The sequence below is a fragment of the Paraburkholderia sp. genome, assembly GCF_047605525.1.
GTDB lineage: Bacteria > Pseudomonadota > Gammaproteobacteria > Burkholderiales > Burkholderiaceae > Paraburkholderia.
This window is the reverse complement of the sequence record NZ_JASGFN010000030.1, coordinates 25,243-43,305: the sequence shown is the minus strand read 5'-3', so window position 1 is coordinate 43,305 and position 18,063 is coordinate 25,243. Positions and strand designations below refer to the sequence as shown.

At 62.7% G+C, this 18,063-nt stretch carries 16 protein-coding genes and 1 tRNA gene; 9 read left to right on the top strand and 8 right to left on the bottom strand.

The window, feature by feature from the left end:
- Positions 1-16 precede the first annotated feature (16 nt).
- The 7 genes from QM685_RS31725 to acs form a co-directional block, all read right to left on the bottom strand.
- Positions 17-1,279, bottom strand: a complete 1,263-nt coding sequence (locus tag QM685_RS31725; protein WP_415122948.1) for an MFS transporter — start codon at positions 1,277-1,279, stop codon at positions 17-19.
- 280 nt (positions 1,280-1,559) lie between these two features.
- Complete coding sequence (locus QM685_RS31720) at positions 1,560-2,756, bottom strand: phytanoyl-CoA dioxygenase family protein (RefSeq protein ID WP_415122946.1); 1,197 nt, start codon at positions 2,754-2,756, stop codon at positions 1,560-1,562.
- Between the two features lie 75 nt (positions 2,757-2,831).
- Positions 2,832-3,734: a class I SAM-dependent methyltransferase gene (locus QM685_RS31715; RefSeq protein WP_415122944.1), complete on the bottom strand. Its 903-nt coding sequence runs from the start codon at positions 3,732-3,734 to the stop codon at positions 2,832-2,834.
- A 473-nt stretch (positions 3,735-4,207) separates the two neighbouring features.
- Positions 4,208-4,298: transfer RNA gene (locus tag QM685_RS31710), tRNA-Ser, on the bottom strand.
- A gap of 69 nt (positions 4,299-4,367) precedes the next feature.
- On the bottom strand, positions 4,368-6,386 hold the full coding sequence (locus QM685_RS31705; protein ID WP_415122942.1) for a sodium:solute symporter family protein: 2,019 nt from the start codon (positions 6,384-6,386) through the stop codon (positions 4,368-4,370).
- A 4-nt stretch (positions 6,387-6,390) separates the two neighbouring features.
- Positions 6,391-6,813 (bottom strand): DUF4212 domain-containing protein, encoded by a 423-nt coding sequence (locus tag QM685_RS31700; protein WP_415122940.1) that lies wholly within the window; start codon positions 6,811-6,813, stop codon positions 6,391-6,393.
- A 146-nt stretch (positions 6,814-6,959) separates the two neighbouring features.
- Positions 6,960-8,942, bottom strand: a complete 1,983-nt coding sequence (acs, locus tag QM685_RS31695) for an acetate--CoA ligase (protein ID WP_415122938.1) — start codon at positions 8,940-8,942, stop codon at positions 6,960-6,962.
- 603 nt (positions 8,943-9,545) lie between these two features.
- On the opposite strand from acs, the gene QM685_RS31690 reads away from it, so the two are divergent.
- From QM685_RS31690 to QM685_RS31650, 9 genes are all read left to right on the top strand, one after another.
- Positions 9,546-9,728, top strand: a complete 183-nt coding sequence (locus QM685_RS31690) for a hypothetical protein (protein WP_415122936.1) — start codon at positions 9,546-9,548, stop codon at positions 9,726-9,728.
- Between the two features lie 165 nt (positions 9,729-9,893).
- Positions 9,894-10,463, top strand: coding sequence for a TIGR00645 family protein (locus QM685_RS31685; RefSeq protein WP_415122935.1), 570 nt, complete (start codon positions 9,894-9,896; stop codon positions 10,461-10,463).
- Positions 10,464-10,516: 53 nt separating this feature from the next.
- Positions 10,517-12,040 carry a fumarate hydratase gene (locus tag QM685_RS31680; protein WP_415122933.1) on the top strand — a complete coding sequence of 508 codons (1,524 nt, stop codon included), beginning with the start codon at positions 10,517-10,519 and terminating at the stop codon, positions 12,038-12,040.
- A 218-nt stretch (positions 12,041-12,258) separates the two neighbouring features.
- A complete protein-coding gene (gene bfr, locus QM685_RS31675; RefSeq protein ID WP_415122931.1) occupies positions 12,259-12,738 on the top strand; it encodes a bacterioferritin in 480 nt (159 codons plus the stop codon).
- Between the two features lie 237 nt (positions 12,739-12,975).
- On the top strand, positions 12,976-13,863 hold the full coding sequence (murI, locus tag QM685_RS31670; protein ID WP_415122929.1) for a glutamate racemase: 888 nt from the start codon (positions 12,976-12,978) through the stop codon (positions 13,861-13,863).
- A gap of 196 nt (positions 13,864-14,059) precedes the next feature.
- A complete protein-coding gene (locus QM685_RS31665) occupies positions 14,060-14,314 on the top strand; it encodes a bacterioferritin-associated ferredoxin (protein ID WP_415122927.1) in 255 nt (84 codons plus the stop codon).
- Between the two features lie 342 nt (positions 14,315-14,656).
- Entirely contained in the window at positions 14,657-15,394 is a 738-nt protein-coding gene (locus QM685_RS31660) for an energy transducer TonB (RefSeq protein WP_415122925.1), read from the top strand.
- Positions 15,395-15,421: 27 nt separating this feature from the next.
- Positions 15,422-16,159, top strand: a complete 738-nt coding sequence (locus QM685_RS31655) for a MotA/TolQ/ExbB proton channel family protein (RefSeq protein WP_415122923.1) — start codon at positions 15,422-15,424, stop codon at positions 16,157-16,159.
- Between the two features lie 16 nt (positions 16,160-16,175).
- Complete coding sequence (locus QM685_RS31650) at positions 16,176-16,595, top strand: ExbD/TolR family protein (RefSeq protein ID WP_415122921.1); 420 nt, start codon at positions 16,176-16,178, stop codon at positions 16,593-16,595.
- A gap of 410 nt (positions 16,596-17,005) precedes the next feature.
- Here QM685_RS31650 and QM685_RS31645 read toward each other — a convergent pair whose 3' ends face one another.
- A complete protein-coding gene (locus tag QM685_RS31645) occupies positions 17,006-18,004 on the bottom strand; it encodes a LysR family transcriptional regulator (protein WP_415122919.1) in 999 nt (332 codons plus the stop codon).
- Positions 18,005-18,063 lie beyond the last annotated feature (59 nt).

The following is an 18,063-nucleotide window of genomic DNA, read 5'->3' as shown; positions in this document are numbered from 1 at the left end:
AATCTCCGCGGAGGCGTCATACGCTCGCCGCCAGCCCCTCTTCGCGCTCCAGCGTGCGAGTGCGCCGCAATTCCGGAAACAGCCGCATCCACAGCAGCGCAATCGCGATCGTCGCAATGCCGCCGACCAGCACGGCCGGCTGCGCGCCCCACCACCCCGCGGTGAGCCCTGATTCGAATTCGCCGAGCTGATTCGACGTGCCGATAAAAAGCGAATTGACCGCGTTGACGCGGCCGAGCATTTCGTCAGGCGTGCGCAACTGTACGAGCGACAACCGCACGACGACGCTGATCGTGTCCGACGCGCCGAGCACCATCAGCGCGAACAGCGACACGAGAAACTGATGCGACAGCCCGAACACGATCGTCGCGATGCCGAACGCGATCACGCCGCCGAACATCGCCGCGCCGGGCCGGTTGCGCAACGGAAAGTGAGCGAGCCAGATCGTGCCCGCCAGCGCGCCGATCGCGGTGCCCGAACGCAGAAAACCCAGACCGATCGGTCCCGCGTGCAGCACGTCGCGCGCAAAGATCGGCAACAGCGCGGTCGCGCCGCCGAACAGCACCGCAAACAGATCGAGCGACAGCGCGCCGAGAATCACCGGCTCGCGGCGAATGAACGCGATACCCGAGAAAACCGATTCGAGCGTGACGGGCGCGCGGCTCGCCGGCTTCGTCTGCAGCGGAATGCTCCACACGGCCGCCGCGGCGGCCGCGAACGACAGCGTGCACGCGAGATACGCGGCACCCGGCCCGATACCGTACAGCAGACCACCGAGCGCGGGCCCTGCGATCTGCGCGGTCTGATTCGCGGACGTGGCCCACGCGGTCGCCTTCGGCAGATAACCGCGCGGCACGACGGCCGGTAACAGCGACGACACCGCGGGCGATTCGAACGCGCGCGCCGCGCCGACGCAGGCGGCCAGCACGTAAATAACCGGCGCGCTGATCCAGCCGCCGAACGTGCCGAACGCGAACAGCAGCGCGGCGACACCTTCGAGACTCTGACAGACCGCGGCGATGCGGCGACGATCGTAGCGATCGGCGACATGACCGACGACCAGCGTCAACAGGAACATCGGCAGGAACTGCGCGAGACCGACCAGACCGAGTGCGAACGCGCTATGCGTGAGCGCGTAGACGTGCCAGCCCATTGCGACGGCGAGCATCTGGAATGAAAGCGATGACAGAATGCGGGTGCACCAGAAACGCTGGAACGGTGGGTGTTTCGGCAGGCTGAAATTGGGGGATTCGGCGGGATCGGCGGGGGCTGGGGGCATCGGTGGCTGGCTCGTGACGTGGCGCACGGCGGCTGGTTGGGCGGGCGCTAGTTTAGAGCAAGATCCAGGGGCGTGCAGAAAGGGGGCTGCCATGGGCGATGTGATCGCGGTGCGGCCTGTGCCGGAGTGGCGCCCTTGCGCGCATGACTTGATTGGAGGCTGGTTGTCAGCCTGGATAGGTAGCTTTGCGCGCGACATCGCGCGCAAAGCGTTCCGACACTCACTTTCTTCGACTTTGCCGAAGCAGGCCGCCCTCGCCTGACTCGGCGCGCGGCGTCACTCAGGGCCGCAGCGGGCGGCCTTCCGCGCGGCCGAACTCGACGAAGTGATCGACCGCGTCGACACCCGCCGCGGCAACGTCGGGATTCGCTTCGAGGTAAAGCTTTGGATCGAACCCGTCAGGCAGTTGGGCAAGCCGTGCCTTGCGTTGTAACGACTCGGCGCTGTTCAACGGGCGGCCTTCGAATCGACCGTAGTAGATGTAATGCTGCAACGCATTGCCGCCGCTCGCCGCCACATCCGGATTGGCGTCGAGGTAGGCGTCCCCGTCGAAGTTGACGATTGGCGTCAGGCTCGACGGCATGCCGGTCAAGTCGTGATAGCACAGACAGCCATCCGCGAAAAAATGGCAAACGAGTGCCTTGCGACTCACATGCTCCGGATCGCGCATCTTGCTGCCACCGTGCAGCAGGTTCGCATGCCACAACAGCACGTCGCCCTTCTTCGGGTAGAAATACTGTGGGCCAGCTGAATGTTCAGCGATGAGCTTCTGAATCGCGGGTTCGTAGATATCGTGATAAGCAGAATAACCGCAACCAAACGGCATGCCCAATTCAGTGGACATCAGATACGGCAGTTTGTGCGTGCCGGGGTGATAAACGAGCGGGCCCGAGTCCGGATGAATATCCTCGAACGCGATCCAGTTCGCAACCAGATACCCATTCGGATAGGTCGACATGTGAATCGAATCGGAATGCTCGAGTTGCTCGCTGCTCTTGTGACCACCGATCGTCTGGAACGGCGCCGATTTCGCGCCCAGCAACAGACTCACGATCTCGTTCATGCGCGCATCGAACAGCATTTCGCGAACAGCCGGCACGTTGAAATGCGGATTCAGCGTGCGCCCTGGCAGCGTATCGCCTTCAAAGAGCGGCTCGTGCGGCGGCCGCAGCGTGCCGTCGGCAATGGCGTTTTCATAGGCTTGCCACGTCGCATCGAGTTGTTCGTCCTTGAAGAAACCTTCAATGATCAGGTAGCCGTCGTTCACCCATTTTCTGCACCACTCGGCTTGCTGCTCGCTGATGACTCCGACGGACAAAAGCTCCGCGACGCGCTCCAGCGCATCCGGTCGATCGAGCCACGGGATCGGGCCCGCCGTGGGAAATTTTTCGAATTTGAAGACCTGAGTCTGACCGTCGATCGGAACGTCCGCGACTACGGGTTGATCGAAAAAGCGCTGATTCTCAAGGGTATTCATTTTCTTACGAGAAACTTTCCGGATTCGCGTTTTGAGGTAATCGGCTTGAACAGGACGCTGGCTCCACGGTGTCGATCACTCGAGCGAGCGCCCTTCCGCACGGCCATAGCGGATGTAATGTTCTGCGCCGGAGTTGATATGCTTTTGCGCAACGGCTTGTGCTACGTCGGGATTGCGCTGAAGATATTGCGCCTCGTTGAAATGCGGGATGTGAGCAGCATAAAGAAGAATTGACGGGCCAGCCGGATGTTGTTCGCGATCGTCCAGGCCCACGATCACCGTCATATTCAGTGCGTCGAGCACCGCCATCAGGCTCTCGCGGGTCATCCAGTTGGCTTGCGGAGCAGTCCCGCCGATGAATTTCGCGTTGTTTACGCTATCAAAATAACTATATCGATGGAGATGGATTTCGCGTCCGCGAAACTCCGATATGGTCGGCGTCGGATCGACATGGCTCTGCATGTTCGCGTTTGTCCGCGCGACCTCGGCATCGTAATAGTGTGTCCAGATGCAAATCGAGTCGGACGCGTGCGCCATATTTTCCAGTAACGATACCGGATCGATCATGTGGTAAAGCACACCGCTTGCAAGAATCAGATCGAATCGCTGATCACGTTTTTTCAGCAATTCTCTGAAATCGCCGTACATGAATTCGGCACTGAACTTCAACGCATTCTGCACGAGCAGGCATTTCAGAAAGGACTTTGAGTTCGCCTCGACAGCAAGGACACGTGAAGCGCCGGCTTTGGCTAGCATGAACGTATGGCCGCCTTCCATGGGGCCGAGTTCGAGCACGCTTTTTCCGGAGAATCCCCCACACACTGTCTCGAACCAGTGAAGACGCCCATCGTCGAAATGGGGTGCCATGCCTAAACCATAGCCCGGCACATCAGACACCCATGTACCATTGAAGAGATTGAAAGCCAGGACGTGATCTGGCTCTTCGGTTGTATACAGATCCAGTTCAGTTTCTTTCAATTTGGCGCCTCGATCGGTCGTCAAGTTTGCCGATTATGGCACGGTCACGAGCTAAATCACGCAAACGTTGCATCAGCACGCTGCCAGTCACAAGAGGGGTTTCAAATCAACGCGCGTCCATATCAATGGACTGGAAGTCCCGGAGGATATCGAATTTAGGAAACTCGTCGTACTTCCATTCATCGCCTCGGCGCTCATTGCGCTCACGAATCGGCGTGCCGCCTCGTTCCACACGTGGATTGCGATAGAACGCTGGACTGATTGTCACGCCATCGACTCTTGTCCATGAGCGAGAACGGAACGCCGACGCCATGTTCACCATGAATTGAAGCTACAAGGTCAGTAGCCGGCAGGCGCCGCCCGCGTTTTCATCGAATCGAGAGTAAGTAACAATCGGCCCGTGGGTCGTTTTGTGGGGCGAAAAAGCAAAAATCCCGTAAGTCACAGAACTTACGGGATTTTTTGACCGTCTCTGGCGGAGAGAGGGGGATTCGAACCCCCGATAGGCTATTAACCTATACACGCTTTCCAGGCGTGCGACTTAAACCGCTCATCCATCTCTCCGCGGGGAGCCGAATTATAGCAAACTTCGCGCCTTACGCTACACCCCGCCCATGCCCTGCCGCAAACGGCTTACGGATGCCGGATATAGTCCACCAGCGCGACCGTATAAGCATCCGGTTTGCGGTCGATCAGACTCACGCCGATCGCCACCAGAAACCCCGCCGGCACCCCGAATACCCCCGAACTGATCGGCTCGATGCCAAACCAGTGCGCGCCCGTAAAACCCGTCATCTGCGTGAAGAACGGGTACGTCGACACGATGTAATAGATACACACGACGAGCCCCGCCACCATCCCCGCCACCGCGCCGCGCCGGGTCGTGCGTTTCCAGAACACGCCGAGCACGAGCGCCGGAAACAGACTCGACGCCGCCAGCGAAAACGCCGCCCCGACCAGAAACAGAATATTCCCCGTATTGAGCGACGCGACGTACGACGCGAACAGCGCAACCCCCAGCAGCAGAATCTTCGAGATCGTCACGCGCCGCTGGCTCGACGCGGCCGGATCGACCATGTGGTAGTACACGTCATGCGACAGCGCGTTCGCGATCGTCAGCAGCAAACCATCCGCGGTCGACAGCGCCGCCGCCAGCGCCCCCGCCGCGATCAGCCCAGACATCACATAAGGCAGACCCGCAATCTCCGGCGCCGCGAGCACGACCATATCGGGCTGCATCTGGATCTCGCTCCAGCGCACGATGCCGTCGCCATTCGTATCGGCGACGCTGATCAGGCTCGGCTCGACCTTGCGCCATTGCATCAGCCATTGCGGCAGATCGGCGAAGCGATGGCCGACGAGGTTCGTCAGAATCTCGTACTTGATCAGCACGGCCAGCACCGGCACCGTCAGATAGAACAGCGCGACGAAAAAGAGCGTCCAGCCGACCGAGCGTCGCGCGGACGCGACCGACGTCGTCGTGTTGTAGCGCGTGAGAATATGCGGCAGGCTCGCCGTGCCGAGCGACAGACACAGCAGCAGTGACAGAAAATTGCGCTCGTGGGTGCTGCGGTCCTCGTCGCCGACCGCGGGAAACGGCTCGTGCATCGGCACCGGCGCGGTCGCGCGCATCAGCATTTCATCGCGCCGCTGGGTCCAGACGATCTGCGCGGCGGCGGCATCGCGCGGGAACTGCTCAAGCGCGCGTTCGCGCTCCTTGATCTCGCGCAACGGACCATTGTGGCGGCGCAGATCGGCGACTTCCTGGCTGAGCCGCTGTTTCTCGTCGACGAACGATTGCGGCAGCGTATCGAGGCGCATCTGCATCAGCGTGGCGCGGCGTCGGTAGTCGTCGCGCACGCGCTCTTCGAGCGGCGCGTCGCGCACCTCCTTCTCGAGCCCTTCCATGCGTTCCATCAAACGTCCGTAGCTGATTTGCGGCACCCAGCCGAGGCCGTCCTTATGCGCGATCATCGACACCGGTATCAGGATCGCGGCGATCAGGATGATGTACTGCGCGACCTGGGTCCACGTGACCGCGCGCATGCCGCCGAGAAACGAGCACACCAGGATGCCCGCGAGTCCGCAGAAAATGCCGACCGCGAAATCGACGCCGATAAAGCGTGTCGCAATCAGGCCGACGCCCTGGATCTGCGCGACCAGATAGACGAACGAACACAGGATCGCGGCCAGCGCCGCCAATCCGCGCACCGCGTTGCTCGAAAAGCGCGTGCCGAGAAAATCGGGAATCGTGTAGCGCGCGAGCTTGCGCACATAGGGCGCCAGCAGAAACGCGACGAGGCAGTAGCCGCCCGTCCAGCCCATCAGATACGCGAGGCCGTCGTAGCCGGTCGCGTAGATCGAACCGGCGAGGCCGATGAAGGACGCGGCCGAAAGCCAGTCGGCCGCGGTCGCCATGCCGTTGAACGCCGACGGCACGCGCCGCCCCGCCACGTAGTACTCGACCAGATCGGACGTGCGTGACAACACGCCGATCACCGCATACACGGCGATCGGCACGAACAGGAACACATAGCCGATCCACACGCCGGGCCCGGTGGTGCGCTCGATGCGCCACATCACGTAGACGAAGAGCAGGAAGCCGAGCGTATAGAGCGCGTACGAGCGGATCAGCCGATGCGTGAGCTTCATCGGCTCAGCTTCCGCGCGCGGACGCTGCGTTCACGCCGGTGCCGCTGGTGGAATCGGCCGCGGAGCCGGTTGCGGAATCGCTCGACGCGCCCCGTCTGGCATCCGCTTCGAACGCGCGCTGCAATTGTCGATCGGCGCGCTGCATCAGCACGATATACACGACGATCAGCGCGAGGTAGATCAGGATCGCGCCCTGCGCGCCGAAGTAGAACGGCAGCCTGAAGCCGCCGATACGTATCTGCGCGAGCGTCGGCGCCATCAGCGGCACGACGAACGATACGAGAAAGCCGATCGTCATCAACGTCGCGATCAGCGCGAGATTGAAACGCCAGTACCTGCGATGCGCGAGCGCCATCGCCGCCGAAACCGGTGGCGGTTCGGGCGTGGGGTTCAGCGTGGTGTGAGAGGGATGGTGCGGCGCGGCCATGCGCCTATGTATCAAAAAGGCATCGGGCAGGCAATTGGGATTGTCCGCGCGATGCCGTTTAACGTGTGCCGTTCGAGCCGGCCGCTTGAATCGGATGTCTGTACATTACGCTCAGGAGCGTATCGGCCGATACGCTCCCGCCGTTCTCAAAGCGACTCGCCGAGCTGATCGAGAATCGCCGGGTTTTCGAGCGTCGACACGTCCTGCGTGATCTCTTCGCCCTTCGCGAGCGAACGCAAGAGACGGCGCATGATCTTGCCCGAGCGCGTCTTCGGCAGGTTTTCGCCGAAGCGGATGTCCTTCGGCTTCGCGATCGGACCGATCTCCTTGCCGACCCAGTTGCGCAGTTCGTTCGCGAGCTTCACCGCCTCTTCGCCTTGCGGACGCGCGCGCTTGAGCACGACGAACGCGCACACCGCCTCGCCGGTGGTCGCATCCGGCCGCCCCACCACCGCGGCCTCGGCGACGAGCGGATTGGCGACCAGCGCCGACTCGATCTCCATCGTGCCGAGCCGGTGGCCCGACACGTTGAGCACGTCGTCGATACGGCCCATGATCGTGAAGTAGCCGGTCTCCTTGTCGCGCACCGCGCCGTCGCCGGCGAGATACAGCTTGCCGCCGAGCTCTTCGGGGAAATAGCTCTTCTTGTAGCGGTCCGGATCGCCCCACACGTTGCGCAGCATCGCCGGCCACGGACGCTTGATCACCAGGATGCCGCCTTGCCCGTTCGGCACGTCCTGGCCGGTTTCGTCGACCACGGCCGCCATGATGCCCGGCAGCGGCAGCGTGCACGAACCCGGCACCAGCGGCGTCGCACCCGGCAGCGGCGTGATCATGTGGCCGCCGGTTTCGGTTTGCCACCACGTATCGACGATCGGGCAGCGGCCGCCGCCGACGTTCTCGTAGTACCACATCCACGCTTCCGGATTGATCGGCTCGCCGACGGTGCCGATGATGCGCAGCGACGACAGGTCGTAGCTCTTCGGATGCACTTTCGCGTCGGCCTCGGACACCTTGATCAGCGAGCGGATCGCGGTCGGCGCGGTGTAGAACAGCGTGACCTTGTGCTTCGCGATCATCTGCCAGAAGCGCCCGGCGTCCGGATACGTCGGCACGCCTTCGAACACGACCTGGGTGCCGCCGAGCGTGAGCGGCCCGTACGTGATGTAGCTATGGCCGGTGACCCAGCCGATGTCGGCGGTACACCAGAACACGTCGGTGGGCTTCCAGTCGAAGGTCCACTTCAGCGTCTGCGCGGCCCACAGCAGATAGCCGCCGGTGCTGTGTTGCACGCCCTTCGGCTTGCCGGTCGAGCCGGACGTATAGAGGATGAAGAGCGGATGCTCCGCGCCGACCCACTCGGGCGCGCACTGATCCGATTCGGCCTGCATGAGCTCGTGCATCCACAGGTCGCGATCTTCGTTCCATGCGACCTTGCCGCCGGTGCGGCGGTACACGATCACATTTTTGACTTTTTCGCAGCCGCCGAGCGCGAGCGCTTCGTCGGCGATGTTCTTCAGCGGCAGCGCCTTGCCGCCGCGCATCTGTTCGTCGGACGTGATCAGCGCGACCGCGCCCACGTCGACCAGCCGCTCGTTCAGCGACTTCGACGAGAAGCCGCCGAACACGACCGAGTGCGTCGCGCCGATACGCGCGCAGGCCTGCATCGCGACGATGCCCTCGATCGACATCGGCATATAGATGACGACCGTATCGCCCTTCTTCACGCCGCGCTTTTTCAGCGCATTCGCGAAACGCGATACGCGTTGCAGCAGATCGCGATAGGTGACGTTGGTGACGGTGCCGTCGTCGGCCTCGAAGATGATCGCGACGCGCTCGCCATTGCCTGCTTCGACATGACGGTCGAGGCTGTTATACGACGCGTTCAACTGGCCGTCTTCGAACCACGTATAGAACGGCGCCTTCGATTCGTCGAGCACCTTCGTGAAGGGCTGTTGCCAGTTCAGCGTCTCGCGCGCGAGCCGCGCCCAGAAGCCTTCGTAATCGCGCTCCGCTTCGGCGGCGAGCGCCCGGTACGCATCCATGCCGGAGATCGCGGCACCCGCCATGGCCTCGGCGGAGGGCGGAAAAACGCGGCTTTCCTGAAGAACCGATTCAATCGCAGACATCGACAACCCCTTGGTGAAGATGAAACGTAAAACCTGTACCGGCGCGCGCGACGCACGCCTTATCCTGTTCAAGCCACGGCCAGCGGCGCTGTCTCCCGGCCCCTGTGCCGCCTCGTCATGCCGCAATGCGAGTTCATGCGGCAACGCAACATCCCTGTGCGCAAGGCAAATCGTCCCCGCGCGAGCATGCAAGCCTAACCTTAAGCGTTGCAACTTACCGTCCACTTACGCGCATGGCCTTGATCGACAAGCGAAAACCCTTAGATCGCAAGGCGGGCAACGTGCTGGTCGGACAGATGCGCGGGCGGTTGCAACACGCGTTCGACAGCGTCACACGATGCAGCGCGTCATGCCGCGCCTGCAACTGCTCGCGACTGTTTGCGAGGGCTCCGCCGCGCACAGACAAGCAGCACATCGCATGCCGCACGCGTCTGTCTCTTACCGCCGGCTGGCGACAGCGCACTGCCCGCGGCGCCTTCAAGCTCGCTTGCGCGGCCTCTTGCAATGCTAACTGAACTAGCCGTCCGGATTCCAGCCTGAATCGCTGCGCGCTGCTTCTCACACCTCGATGCTGCTCGTCGGCAACAATCCGCGTTAAACGCGATGAAGCCCTACGGCGTCGCGTTCCCCGGCGAGCGGCCCACGCTCGCGCACGGCATCGCGCTCGCCCGCCCGTCACGCGGCAGCAAATTCGACCGACGCTGTACAATAGCGCGCCTGACGCGAGCCGCGCGGCCTTCGGTGGCCGCGCACCGCACCGTCGGCGCCTGGTTTGCGTGCCGGTGACACAGTCGGGCGGAATGCTCGAGTCGTCGCCCGATCCGCTTGCCTGACTCATCTGCGCAGCCGGCATGCCGGCCGGCGCATTGGTCCACGTTCCGTCACCCCCGCTTCATCTGATCGTTGCCTATGTCCGCTTCGCGACCCGCCCCCGCCCGTCCGCGCCGCCCGATGCGCGCGCTGCCCCATATCGTTTTCATGAGCCGCTGGCTGCAGGTGCCGCTCTATCTCGGCCTGATCGTCGCGCAGGCGGTCTACGTCGTGCTGTTCCTGAAGGAAGTCTGGCATCTGGTCACGGACTCGATGAAGCTCGACGAGACCAGCGTCATGCTCGTCGTGCTGAGTCTGATCGACGTGGTGATGATCTCGAACCTGCTGATCATGGTGATCATCGGCGGGTATGAAACGTTCGTGTCGCGCCTCGGCCTCGACGGCCATCCGGACGAACCGGAATGGCTCGACCACGTGAACGCCGGCGTGCTGAAAGTGAAGCTCTCGATGGCGCTGATCAGCATCTCGTCGATCCATCTGCTGAAGACCTTCATCAGCCCCGACCAGAACACCACCCACACGATCATGTGGCAGGTGATCATCCATGTTGCGTTCCTCGTCTCGGCGCTCGTGATGGCGCTCGTCGACCGCCTCACCACGCACACGCACCCCAGACATTTCGAAGAGCCCACCGCATTGCACGCCGTGGGCGGCCTCAAAGGTTCCACTCCCATGAAGGCGCAAGACTGACCGCATTGCACCGCGATCCAGACATACAAGCGCCCCTCCCCACTGAGCTAGCCATGACCGTCATCAAACAGGAAGACCTGATTCAGAGCGTCGCTGATTCGCTGCAGTACATCAGCTACTACCATCCGCTCGATTACATCGAGGCCCTCGGCCGCGCTTACGAGCTCGAGCAGAGCCCGGCGGCGAAAGATGCAATCGCGCAGATTCTGACCAACAGCCGCATGTGCGCCGAAGGCAAGCGCCCGATCTGCCAGGACACCGGCATCGTCACGGTGTTCGTGAAGGTCGGCATGGACGTGCGTTGGGACGGTGCGACGATGAGCGTGACCGACATGATCAACGAAGGCGTGCGCCGCGGTTACCTGAACCCGGACAACGTGCTGCGCGCCTCGATCGTTTCGCCGCCCGAAGGCGCGCGCAAGAACACGAAGGACAACACGCCGGCCGTGATCCACTACGAGATCGTGCCGGGTAACACCGTCGACGTGCAGGTCGCGGCGAAGGGCGGCGGCTCGGAAAACAAGTCGAAGTTCGCGATGCTGAACCCGTCGGACTCGATCGTCGACTGGATTCTGAAGACCGTGCCGACGATGGGCGCGGGCTGGTGTCCGCCGGGCATGCTCGGTATCGGCATCGGCGGCACCGCTGAAAAAGCGATGGTGATGGCGAAGGAATCGCTGATGGATCCGATCGACATTCAGGACGTGATCGCGCGCGGTCCGCAGGACTGGATCGAGGAGCTGCGCGTCGAGCTGCATGAGAAGGTCAACGCGCTCGGTATCGGCGCGCAGGGTCTCGGCGGCCTGGCGACCGTGCTCGACGTGAAGATCATGGCCGCGCCGACGCACGCCGCGTCCAAGCCGATCGCGATCATCCCGAACTGCGCGGCGACGCGTCACGCGCACTTCACGCTCGACGGCTCGGGCGTCGCGAAGCTCGAAGCGCCGTCGCTCGACGCATGGCCGAAGGTGCACTGGGAACCGAACACGGAAACGAGCCAGCGCGTCGATCTGAATACGCTGACGCCGGAACAGGTCGCAAGCTGGAAGCCGGGCCAGACGTTGCTGCTGTCGGGCAAGATGTTGACGGGCCGTGACGCCGCCCACAAGCGCATCGCCGACATGCTCGCAAAGGGCGAGAAGCTGCCGGTCGACTTCACGAACCGCGTGATCTACTACGTCGGCCCGGTCGATCCGGTGCGCGACGAAGCGGTCGGCCCGGCGGGCCCGACCACCGCGACGCGCATGGACAAGTTCACCGAGACGATGCTCGCGCAAACCGGTCTCATTTCGATGATCGGCAAGGCCGAGCGCGGTCCGGTCGCGATCGAGGCGATCAGGAAGCACAAGGCCGCGTATCTGATGGCCGTGGGCGGCGCCGCCTATCTCGTGTCGAAGGCGATCCGCAGCGCGAAGGTGCTCGCGTTCGAAGACCTCGGCATGGAAGCGATCTACGAGTTCGACGTGCAGGACATGCCGGTGACGGTGGCCGTCGATTCGAACGGTACCTCCGTGCACCAGACCGGCCCGAAGGAATGGCAGGCGAAAATCGGCAAGATTCCGGTCGCGACCGCCTGACGCGCCGCCGGATTCCGCAGAAGCCTGTCAAGCAGATGGAGAGCCGGGGCGGTGGTCCCGGCTTTTTTTATAGCCGCGCGCCATGTACGCACCATGCGGCACGCGAAGCCGGAAACAACGTCACGAGCAATGCCGGAAGTTGTGTCGGTTTTCTTGGCTTTTTCAGGCATGGCGTTTATTGTTGTGGGAAATTCAAGGTCCCCAGAAAAGGAAATAATATGCAAGGCGACAAGAAGGTCATCGAATATCTGAATGCGCAGCTCAAGAACGAGCTGACCGCCATCAACCAGTACTTCCTGCATGCGCGGATGTACCGTCATTGGGGCCTCGAGAAACTCGGCAAGCATGAATACGACGAGTCGATCGGCGAGATGAAGCATGCCGACATGCTGATCGAGCGCATTTTCATGCTCGACGGTCTGCCGAATCTGCAGGACCTGCACAAGCTGCTGATCGGCGAGCAAACCAAAGAGATCATCGAATGCGATCTGAAGCTCGAACAGATTTCACAAAGCACCTGCAAGGAAGCGATTGCGTATTGCGAATCAGTCCGTGATTTCATCTCGCGCGAAATCTTCACGACCATTCTCGACGACACCGAAGAACATATCGACTGGCTCGAAACCCAGCTCGATCTGATCGACAAGGTCGGCATCCAGAACTACCAGCAAAGCGCGATGGGTTCGGTCGAATCCTGATCGAACCACGCTGATGCATTCCGTGCGGCGGCACAGTCCGCTTGCGCGCAAGCGTGGCTGCAAGATGCATTGACGTATTGGCAGATACGCATTCGCGCTGAACCCCGCCGCACGAGCGATATACTTGCGCACGCTCTGAAGCGCTTTTTTTTGGTGTGCTTTTGGGTGCGCTGTTTAGTGCATTACCGGTTTCCCCCGTTTTCTCCGAGCATCGAATCACGCGCGTTTTCTTCGTCTATGCCCGCATCCTCGCCGTCTCCGACTATCCGGACTTTCGCCGCAGGCGCCGCATCGCAGGCGCCGGTCGGCATTTTCGATTCGGGGCTCGGCGGTCTGTCCGTGCTGCGGGCGGTGCGCGCGCAACTGCCTGACGAAGCGATCCTGTATGTCGCCGACTCGCTGTACGCCCCGTACGGCGAGCGCGACGACGACTTCATCGCCGACCGCACGCTCGCGATCGGCGAATGGCTGGCCGGGCAAGGCGCGAAGGCGTTGGTGGTGGCGTGCAACACGGCAACCGCGCAATCGATCGCACTGGTCCGCGAAAAGCTGCCGATTCCGCTCATCGGCGTTGAGCCAGGCATCAAGCCCGCCGCGTCGCAGTCGAAAAGCCGCGTCGCCGGCGTACTCGCGACGCAAGCGACGCTGCGCAGCGCCCGCTTCCAGGGACTGCTCGAGCGCTACGCCGCCGACTGCCGCTTTCTGTGCCAGCCGGGCCATGGGCTCGTGCAGGCAGTCGAGCGCTGCGACGTCGGCTCGGCCGAATTGCGCGCGCTGCTGCGCGGGTACCTCGAACCGATGCTCGAGGCGGGCGCCGACACGCTCGTGCTCGGCTGCACCCATTACCCGTTTCTCGATGCGGCGATCCGCGACATCGTCGGCGACCGGCTTGCGCTGATCGACACGAGCGTGGCGATCGCGCGTCAACTGGAGCGCGTGCTGGACCAGTACGGCCTGCGCGGCGGCGCACCGGTAACCGATACGCCGCCGCCGCGCTTCTATTCCACCGACGACGGCATCCACCAACAACGGCTCGCCGCGACACTGCTGCATATCGAGGCGACGGTCGAGCAGGTGGTGATTCCGTCGCGCCGTACGGCCGCGCCGGATTCGCGGGCGGCGTAAAGCGCACGCAGCCTGTTCCGTCCGGCTCTCCCCGCACCTTGGCCAGCGTCGCGCGGCTCGCGCGCAGCGGCTTCCCCCTGACGAACCCCTTCTTTCTAAGAGTCTGGTTCTGTTACAAAAAATCGCTCAGGGTGCTTGCCAAACGGACCAAACAAAATGATAATAATTCGCATTAACGTTAGCTATGACGCCTGCCATGATTGTCTGTGTCTGCAAATCCGTTTCCGACCGCGCAATCCGCTCCTCGATCGCGGACGGTATTGATTCGTTCGACGAGTTGCAGTTCGAGCTCGGCGTCGCCTCCTGCTGCGGCAAGTGCGAGGAGTCGGTGCGCGACGTCATGCTGCAAAGCGGCGTGTGCGCGAGCCGCTGCGGCGTCATCGAGCATCAACAGGTGCAGACCGTGGCGCAAGTGGTGCAGGTCACGTTCTACGAGCGCAAGGCAGCCTGATCCGGCTTTCGAGGCGCGGCGCGAACCGTGCCCGGCATGTTTTCCATGCATCATGCCTGTCCGTATTTAATGTAACGTTTAAATGCGACATTGAATGTGCCGCGTTTCTGCAACATGCTCGCGGTACGCTCGCATCAGGCTCGCATTAGCTTTATCCCACTGCCGTCAGCAAGCCAGTATTCGTACCAGCCAGCTACCCCCTCACCCCGTGAAAAGGAGTTCGAGATGGAATTGCTGATTGGTTTCGTGACTACCTTGTTCATTTCGCTGCTGATTTTCCGAATCCGAACATGACGATGTCCTGTCTGACGCGCCGCCCGAGCGGCGCGCTGCCACGCTAACATGCAGGCCCCGCATCCCGTTTCCGCTGGCGTCCCGCTGGCTTCGCCCTCCCGTACGAATTCCCGCGTGCTCACCACCACCGTCGTGGTGGCGGCGATTCACGTCGTGTTGCTGGCCGTACTCATGACGCTGCGTCATGATCCGGTCCAGCCGGCGCTCGAATCGCACGTGATGACCGCCGAACTGCTGCCGCCCGCGCCGCTCGCCGCGCCCGTCGCGCTGCAATCGGTGGCGCCGCCGCCCCCGCAGCCGACGCCGCCGGTTCATACGAAGCCGAAGGTGCAGCCGAAGCCGACCCCGAAGCCCAAGCCTACGCCAACTCCCTTGCCGCAAGCCGCCGCGCCGTCGCCGACGCCAGTCGCGGCGCCCGATCCGACACCGCCCGCGCCCGCCGCGCCGGTAACGCCGCCCGCTGCCGCGGCGCCCGCGATCGGCAAGGAAACGATGGAAATCGCCGCGCCGAAGAACGTCACGCACCTCGACTGCAACATCGCCAAGCCCGATTACCCGGCGCTGTCGCGGCGTCGCGGCGAAACCGGCACCGCCTATGTGAAGTTCGTGGTCGGCCTGAGCGGCAGGCTCGAGAACATCGAACTCAAGAAGAGCAGCGGCTCCAGCCGTCTCGACGACGCCGCGCTCGCCGCCGTCCATGCGAGCACCTGCAAGCCCTATCTCGAGAACGGCCAGCCGGTTCGAGCCGCGTATACCCAGCCTTACAACTTCAATCTGGACGATTGAAGCGGATTTCAAAACAAAGGAATTGCAATGCAAAACTACGGATTGGCGCACGTGTGGGCGCAAGGGGATTTCGTGACGCGCGGTATCGCGCTCGCGCTGTTGATCATGTCGGTACTGTCGTGGAGCGTGATCGTCGTCAAAGGCTGGAACGTGATGCGTCTCAAGCGTCTCACGAAGAATGCCGAGCAGTCGTTCTGGCACTCGGACGATCTCGCCGACGGCGTGAAGAAACTCGGCGCCGGCTCGTCGTCACCGCAGGACAACCCGTTCCTCGCGCTCGCACTGGCGGGCCAGGAAGCGGCCGACCATCATCATCAGACGCAGCCGCATCTGCACGACCGCATGGACGTCTCCGACTGGGTCACGCGCTGCCTGAAGGACACGATGGACGAAAGCGTGTCGCGCATGCAGAGCGGCCTCGCGATTCTCGCGTCGATCGGCAGCACGGCGCCGTTCGTCGGCCTGTTCGGCACGGTGTGGGGCATCTATCACGCCCTGCTCGCGATCGGCGCGAGCGGCCAGTCGTCGATCGATCAGGTCGCCGGCCCGGTCGGCGAAGCGCTGATCATGACCGCCTTCGGTCTGTTCGTCGCGATTCCCGCGGTGCTCGGCTATAACGCGCTCACGCGCGCCAACAAGGCGATCGTCGCGAAGCTCTCCCGCTTCGCGCACGGCCTGCATGCGTTCTTCGTGACGGGCGCGCGCCTGTCGTCGTCCAAGCGCGGCGACGGTCTGCGTCTCGCGACCCGCGCCAACGCCAACTGATCGACGAGGCATTCCGATGGCAATGAGCCCCTTCGCCGGAGACGATGACGACGGCCTGATGAACGAAATCAACATGACGCCGCTCGTCGACGTGATGCTGGTTCTGCTGATCGTCTTCATGGTGACGATCCCGGTAATCCGTCACGCGGTCAAGATCGATCTGCCGCACGCGAGCAGTCAGAAGGAAGACACTAAGCCCGCGCAGGTGACGGTGTCGATCGACGCGGACGGCGACGTCCTGTGGGACAACACGAAAGTCGACGACGCGGCGCTCGCGTTGAAAATCGCGCAGGCCGCGCAGGCGAGCCCGCAGCCGGAACTGCATCTCGACGCGGACCGTAAGGTGCCTTACGAGAAAGTCGCGCAGGTGATGTCGGCCGCGCAGGCCGGCGGCCTGACGAAAATCGGCTTCGTCACGCAGCCCAAGGCGAAGTAACGTGGGAAATGCGGCGTGAAATAACACGCCGCGGCATCCGCGGGAATTCGGCGTAAAGTCGACGCGAGCACGAAAAAGCCCTTTGAACGGGGGCCAAAAAGTAAAAGGCCTTCATCGTCAGATGAAGGCCTTTTTTTGTGCGCGCTCGGCGCATTCGGGCGGCGGGATCATTTGCCATCGGCCGAAGACTGATAGCTCGTATCACCGCATGCGACGGCCGTGGTCGACACGGACAGCGCGGTCAGCCCTATCAGGCCCGCTATGATAGCGGCCATGAGTTTTCGCATAGGAGACTCCTTAGCGAAAGGGATTTCAATATAGGCCCGGGCGCGCGCGCATTCAAGCAAACGGCCATTGAAAGTAATGATGACAGGCCACGCTTAAATGCTAAAAACGATTTGCGGTATGCGCTATGACGTAGCGGCGGAGACATCGGCAAGCGAGCGCTGCTTCGGCGCCCGCTCATCGCGCACCGGACACTCGCCCGTGATGTGCTTGCCGTGGTCCGGATCGAGCATCTCGACCAGATAATCGACGAACGCGCGCACCGCCGGCACCATCCCCTGACGCGACACGAATACCGCGTACAACTGCGGCGTCGGAAAACTCCAGCCCGGCATTACCGGCGACAACTGCCCTGCTCTCAATGCGGCGCCGTACATCATCTCCGGCAACGCGGCGATACCGACGCCGGCGAGCACCGCCTCGCGGATCGTCATCAGATCGGCGGTCACGAGGCGCGGCTCGTGTTCGTGCGCGTGGCGCGTGCCGTCGGGCGAGATCAGGTTGTACACGTGGCGGCCGTCGTTCGTCGGCACATCGAGCGTTTCGAAGCGGTTCAGATCGGCCGGCGTGAGCGGCGGCGCATTCTGCTGCAACAGGCTCGGCGCGCCGACCAGCATCTGCTGCGTGCGCCACAGCGGCCGCACGACGATGTTCGCGTTTTCCGGCGGATCGGAACGCACCCGCAACGCCACGTCGATCGCATCCTCGAACAGATCGACCACGCGGTTCGTCACGCGCATCACGACGCGCACCTCAGGATAGCGGTGCATGAATTCCGGCAGGATGCTCGACAGGATCGTCTGCGAAATCGTGACCGGCACGCTTACGCGCACCGTGCCGCGCGGCGACGAGCGCAGTTGCTGCACGACGTTGACCGCCGCCTGTGCCTCGCTCAGCATCGCCTGACAGTGCTGATAGAACAGTTGCCCGGCTTCGGTCAGCGCGAGCTTGCGCGTCGAGCGCTGCAACAGGCGCACGCCGAGCGACGCCTCCAGCTCCGTGAGCCGGCGCGACAAACGCGATTTCGAGATGCCCAGCACCCGCTCCGCCGCGGAAAATCCGCCATGCTCGACGACCTGCGAGAAGTACATCAGATCATTGAGGTTATGTGAATCGATCTTCATCTCATCGTTCCATTATCAGAACAATCCATTGCCCGAGGGTGGCTGGAATGCCGAAAAAC

Coding starts and splice junctions, on each gene's coding strand:
- QM685_RS31720 (WP_415122946.1), bottom strand. CDS start 2,756: ATGAATACCCTTGAGAATCAGCGCTTTTTCGATCAACCCGTAGTCGCG.
- acs (WP_415122938.1), bottom strand. CDS start 8,942: ATGTCTGCGATTGAATCGGTTCTTCAGGAAAGCCGCGTTTTTCCGCCC.
- QM685_RS31700 (WP_415122940.1), bottom strand. CDS start 6,813: ATGGCCGCGCCGCACCATCCCTCTCACACCACGCTGAACCCCACGCCC.
- murI (WP_415122929.1), top strand. CDS start 12,976: ATGCCCGCATCCTCGCCGTCTCCGACTATCCGGACTTTCGCCGCAGGC.
- QM685_RS31685 (WP_415122935.1), top strand. CDS start 9,894: ATGCGCGCGCTGCCCCATATCGTTTTCATGAGCCGCTGGCTGCAGGTG.
- QM685_RS31665 (WP_415122927.1), top strand. CDS start 14,060: ATGATTGTCTGTGTCTGCAAATCCGTTTCCGACCGCGCAATCCGCTCC.
- QM685_RS31650 (WP_415122921.1), top strand. CDS start 16,176: ATGGCAATGAGCCCCTTCGCCGGAGACGATGACGACGGCCTGATGAAC.
- QM685_RS31725 (WP_415122948.1), bottom strand. CDS start 1,279: ATGCCCCCAGCCCCCGCCGATCCCGCCGAATCCCCCAATTTCAGCCTG.
- QM685_RS31645 (WP_415122919.1), bottom strand. CDS start 18,004: ATGAAGATCGATTCACATAACCTCAATGATCTGATGTACTTCTCGCAG.
- QM685_RS31660 (WP_415122925.1), top strand. CDS start 14,657: ATGCAGGCCCCGCATCCCGTTTCCGCTGGCGTCCCGCTGGCTTCGCCC.
- QM685_RS31680 (WP_415122933.1), top strand. CDS start 10,517: ATGACCGTCATCAAACAGGAAGACCTGATTCAGAGCGTCGCTGATTCG.
- QM685_RS31705 (WP_415122942.1), bottom strand. CDS start 6,386: ATGAAGCTCACGCATCGGCTGATCCGCTCGTACGCGCTCTATACGCTC.
- QM685_RS31690 (WP_415122936.1), top strand. CDS start 9,546: ATGAAGCCCTACGGCGTCGCGTTCCCCGGCGAGCGGCCCACGCTCGCG.
- bfr (WP_415122931.1), top strand. CDS start 12,259: ATGCAAGGCGACAAGAAGGTCATCGAATATCTGAATGCGCAGCTCAAG.
- QM685_RS31655 (WP_415122923.1), top strand. CDS start 15,422: ATGCAAAACTACGGATTGGCGCACGTGTGGGCGCAAGGGGATTTCGTG.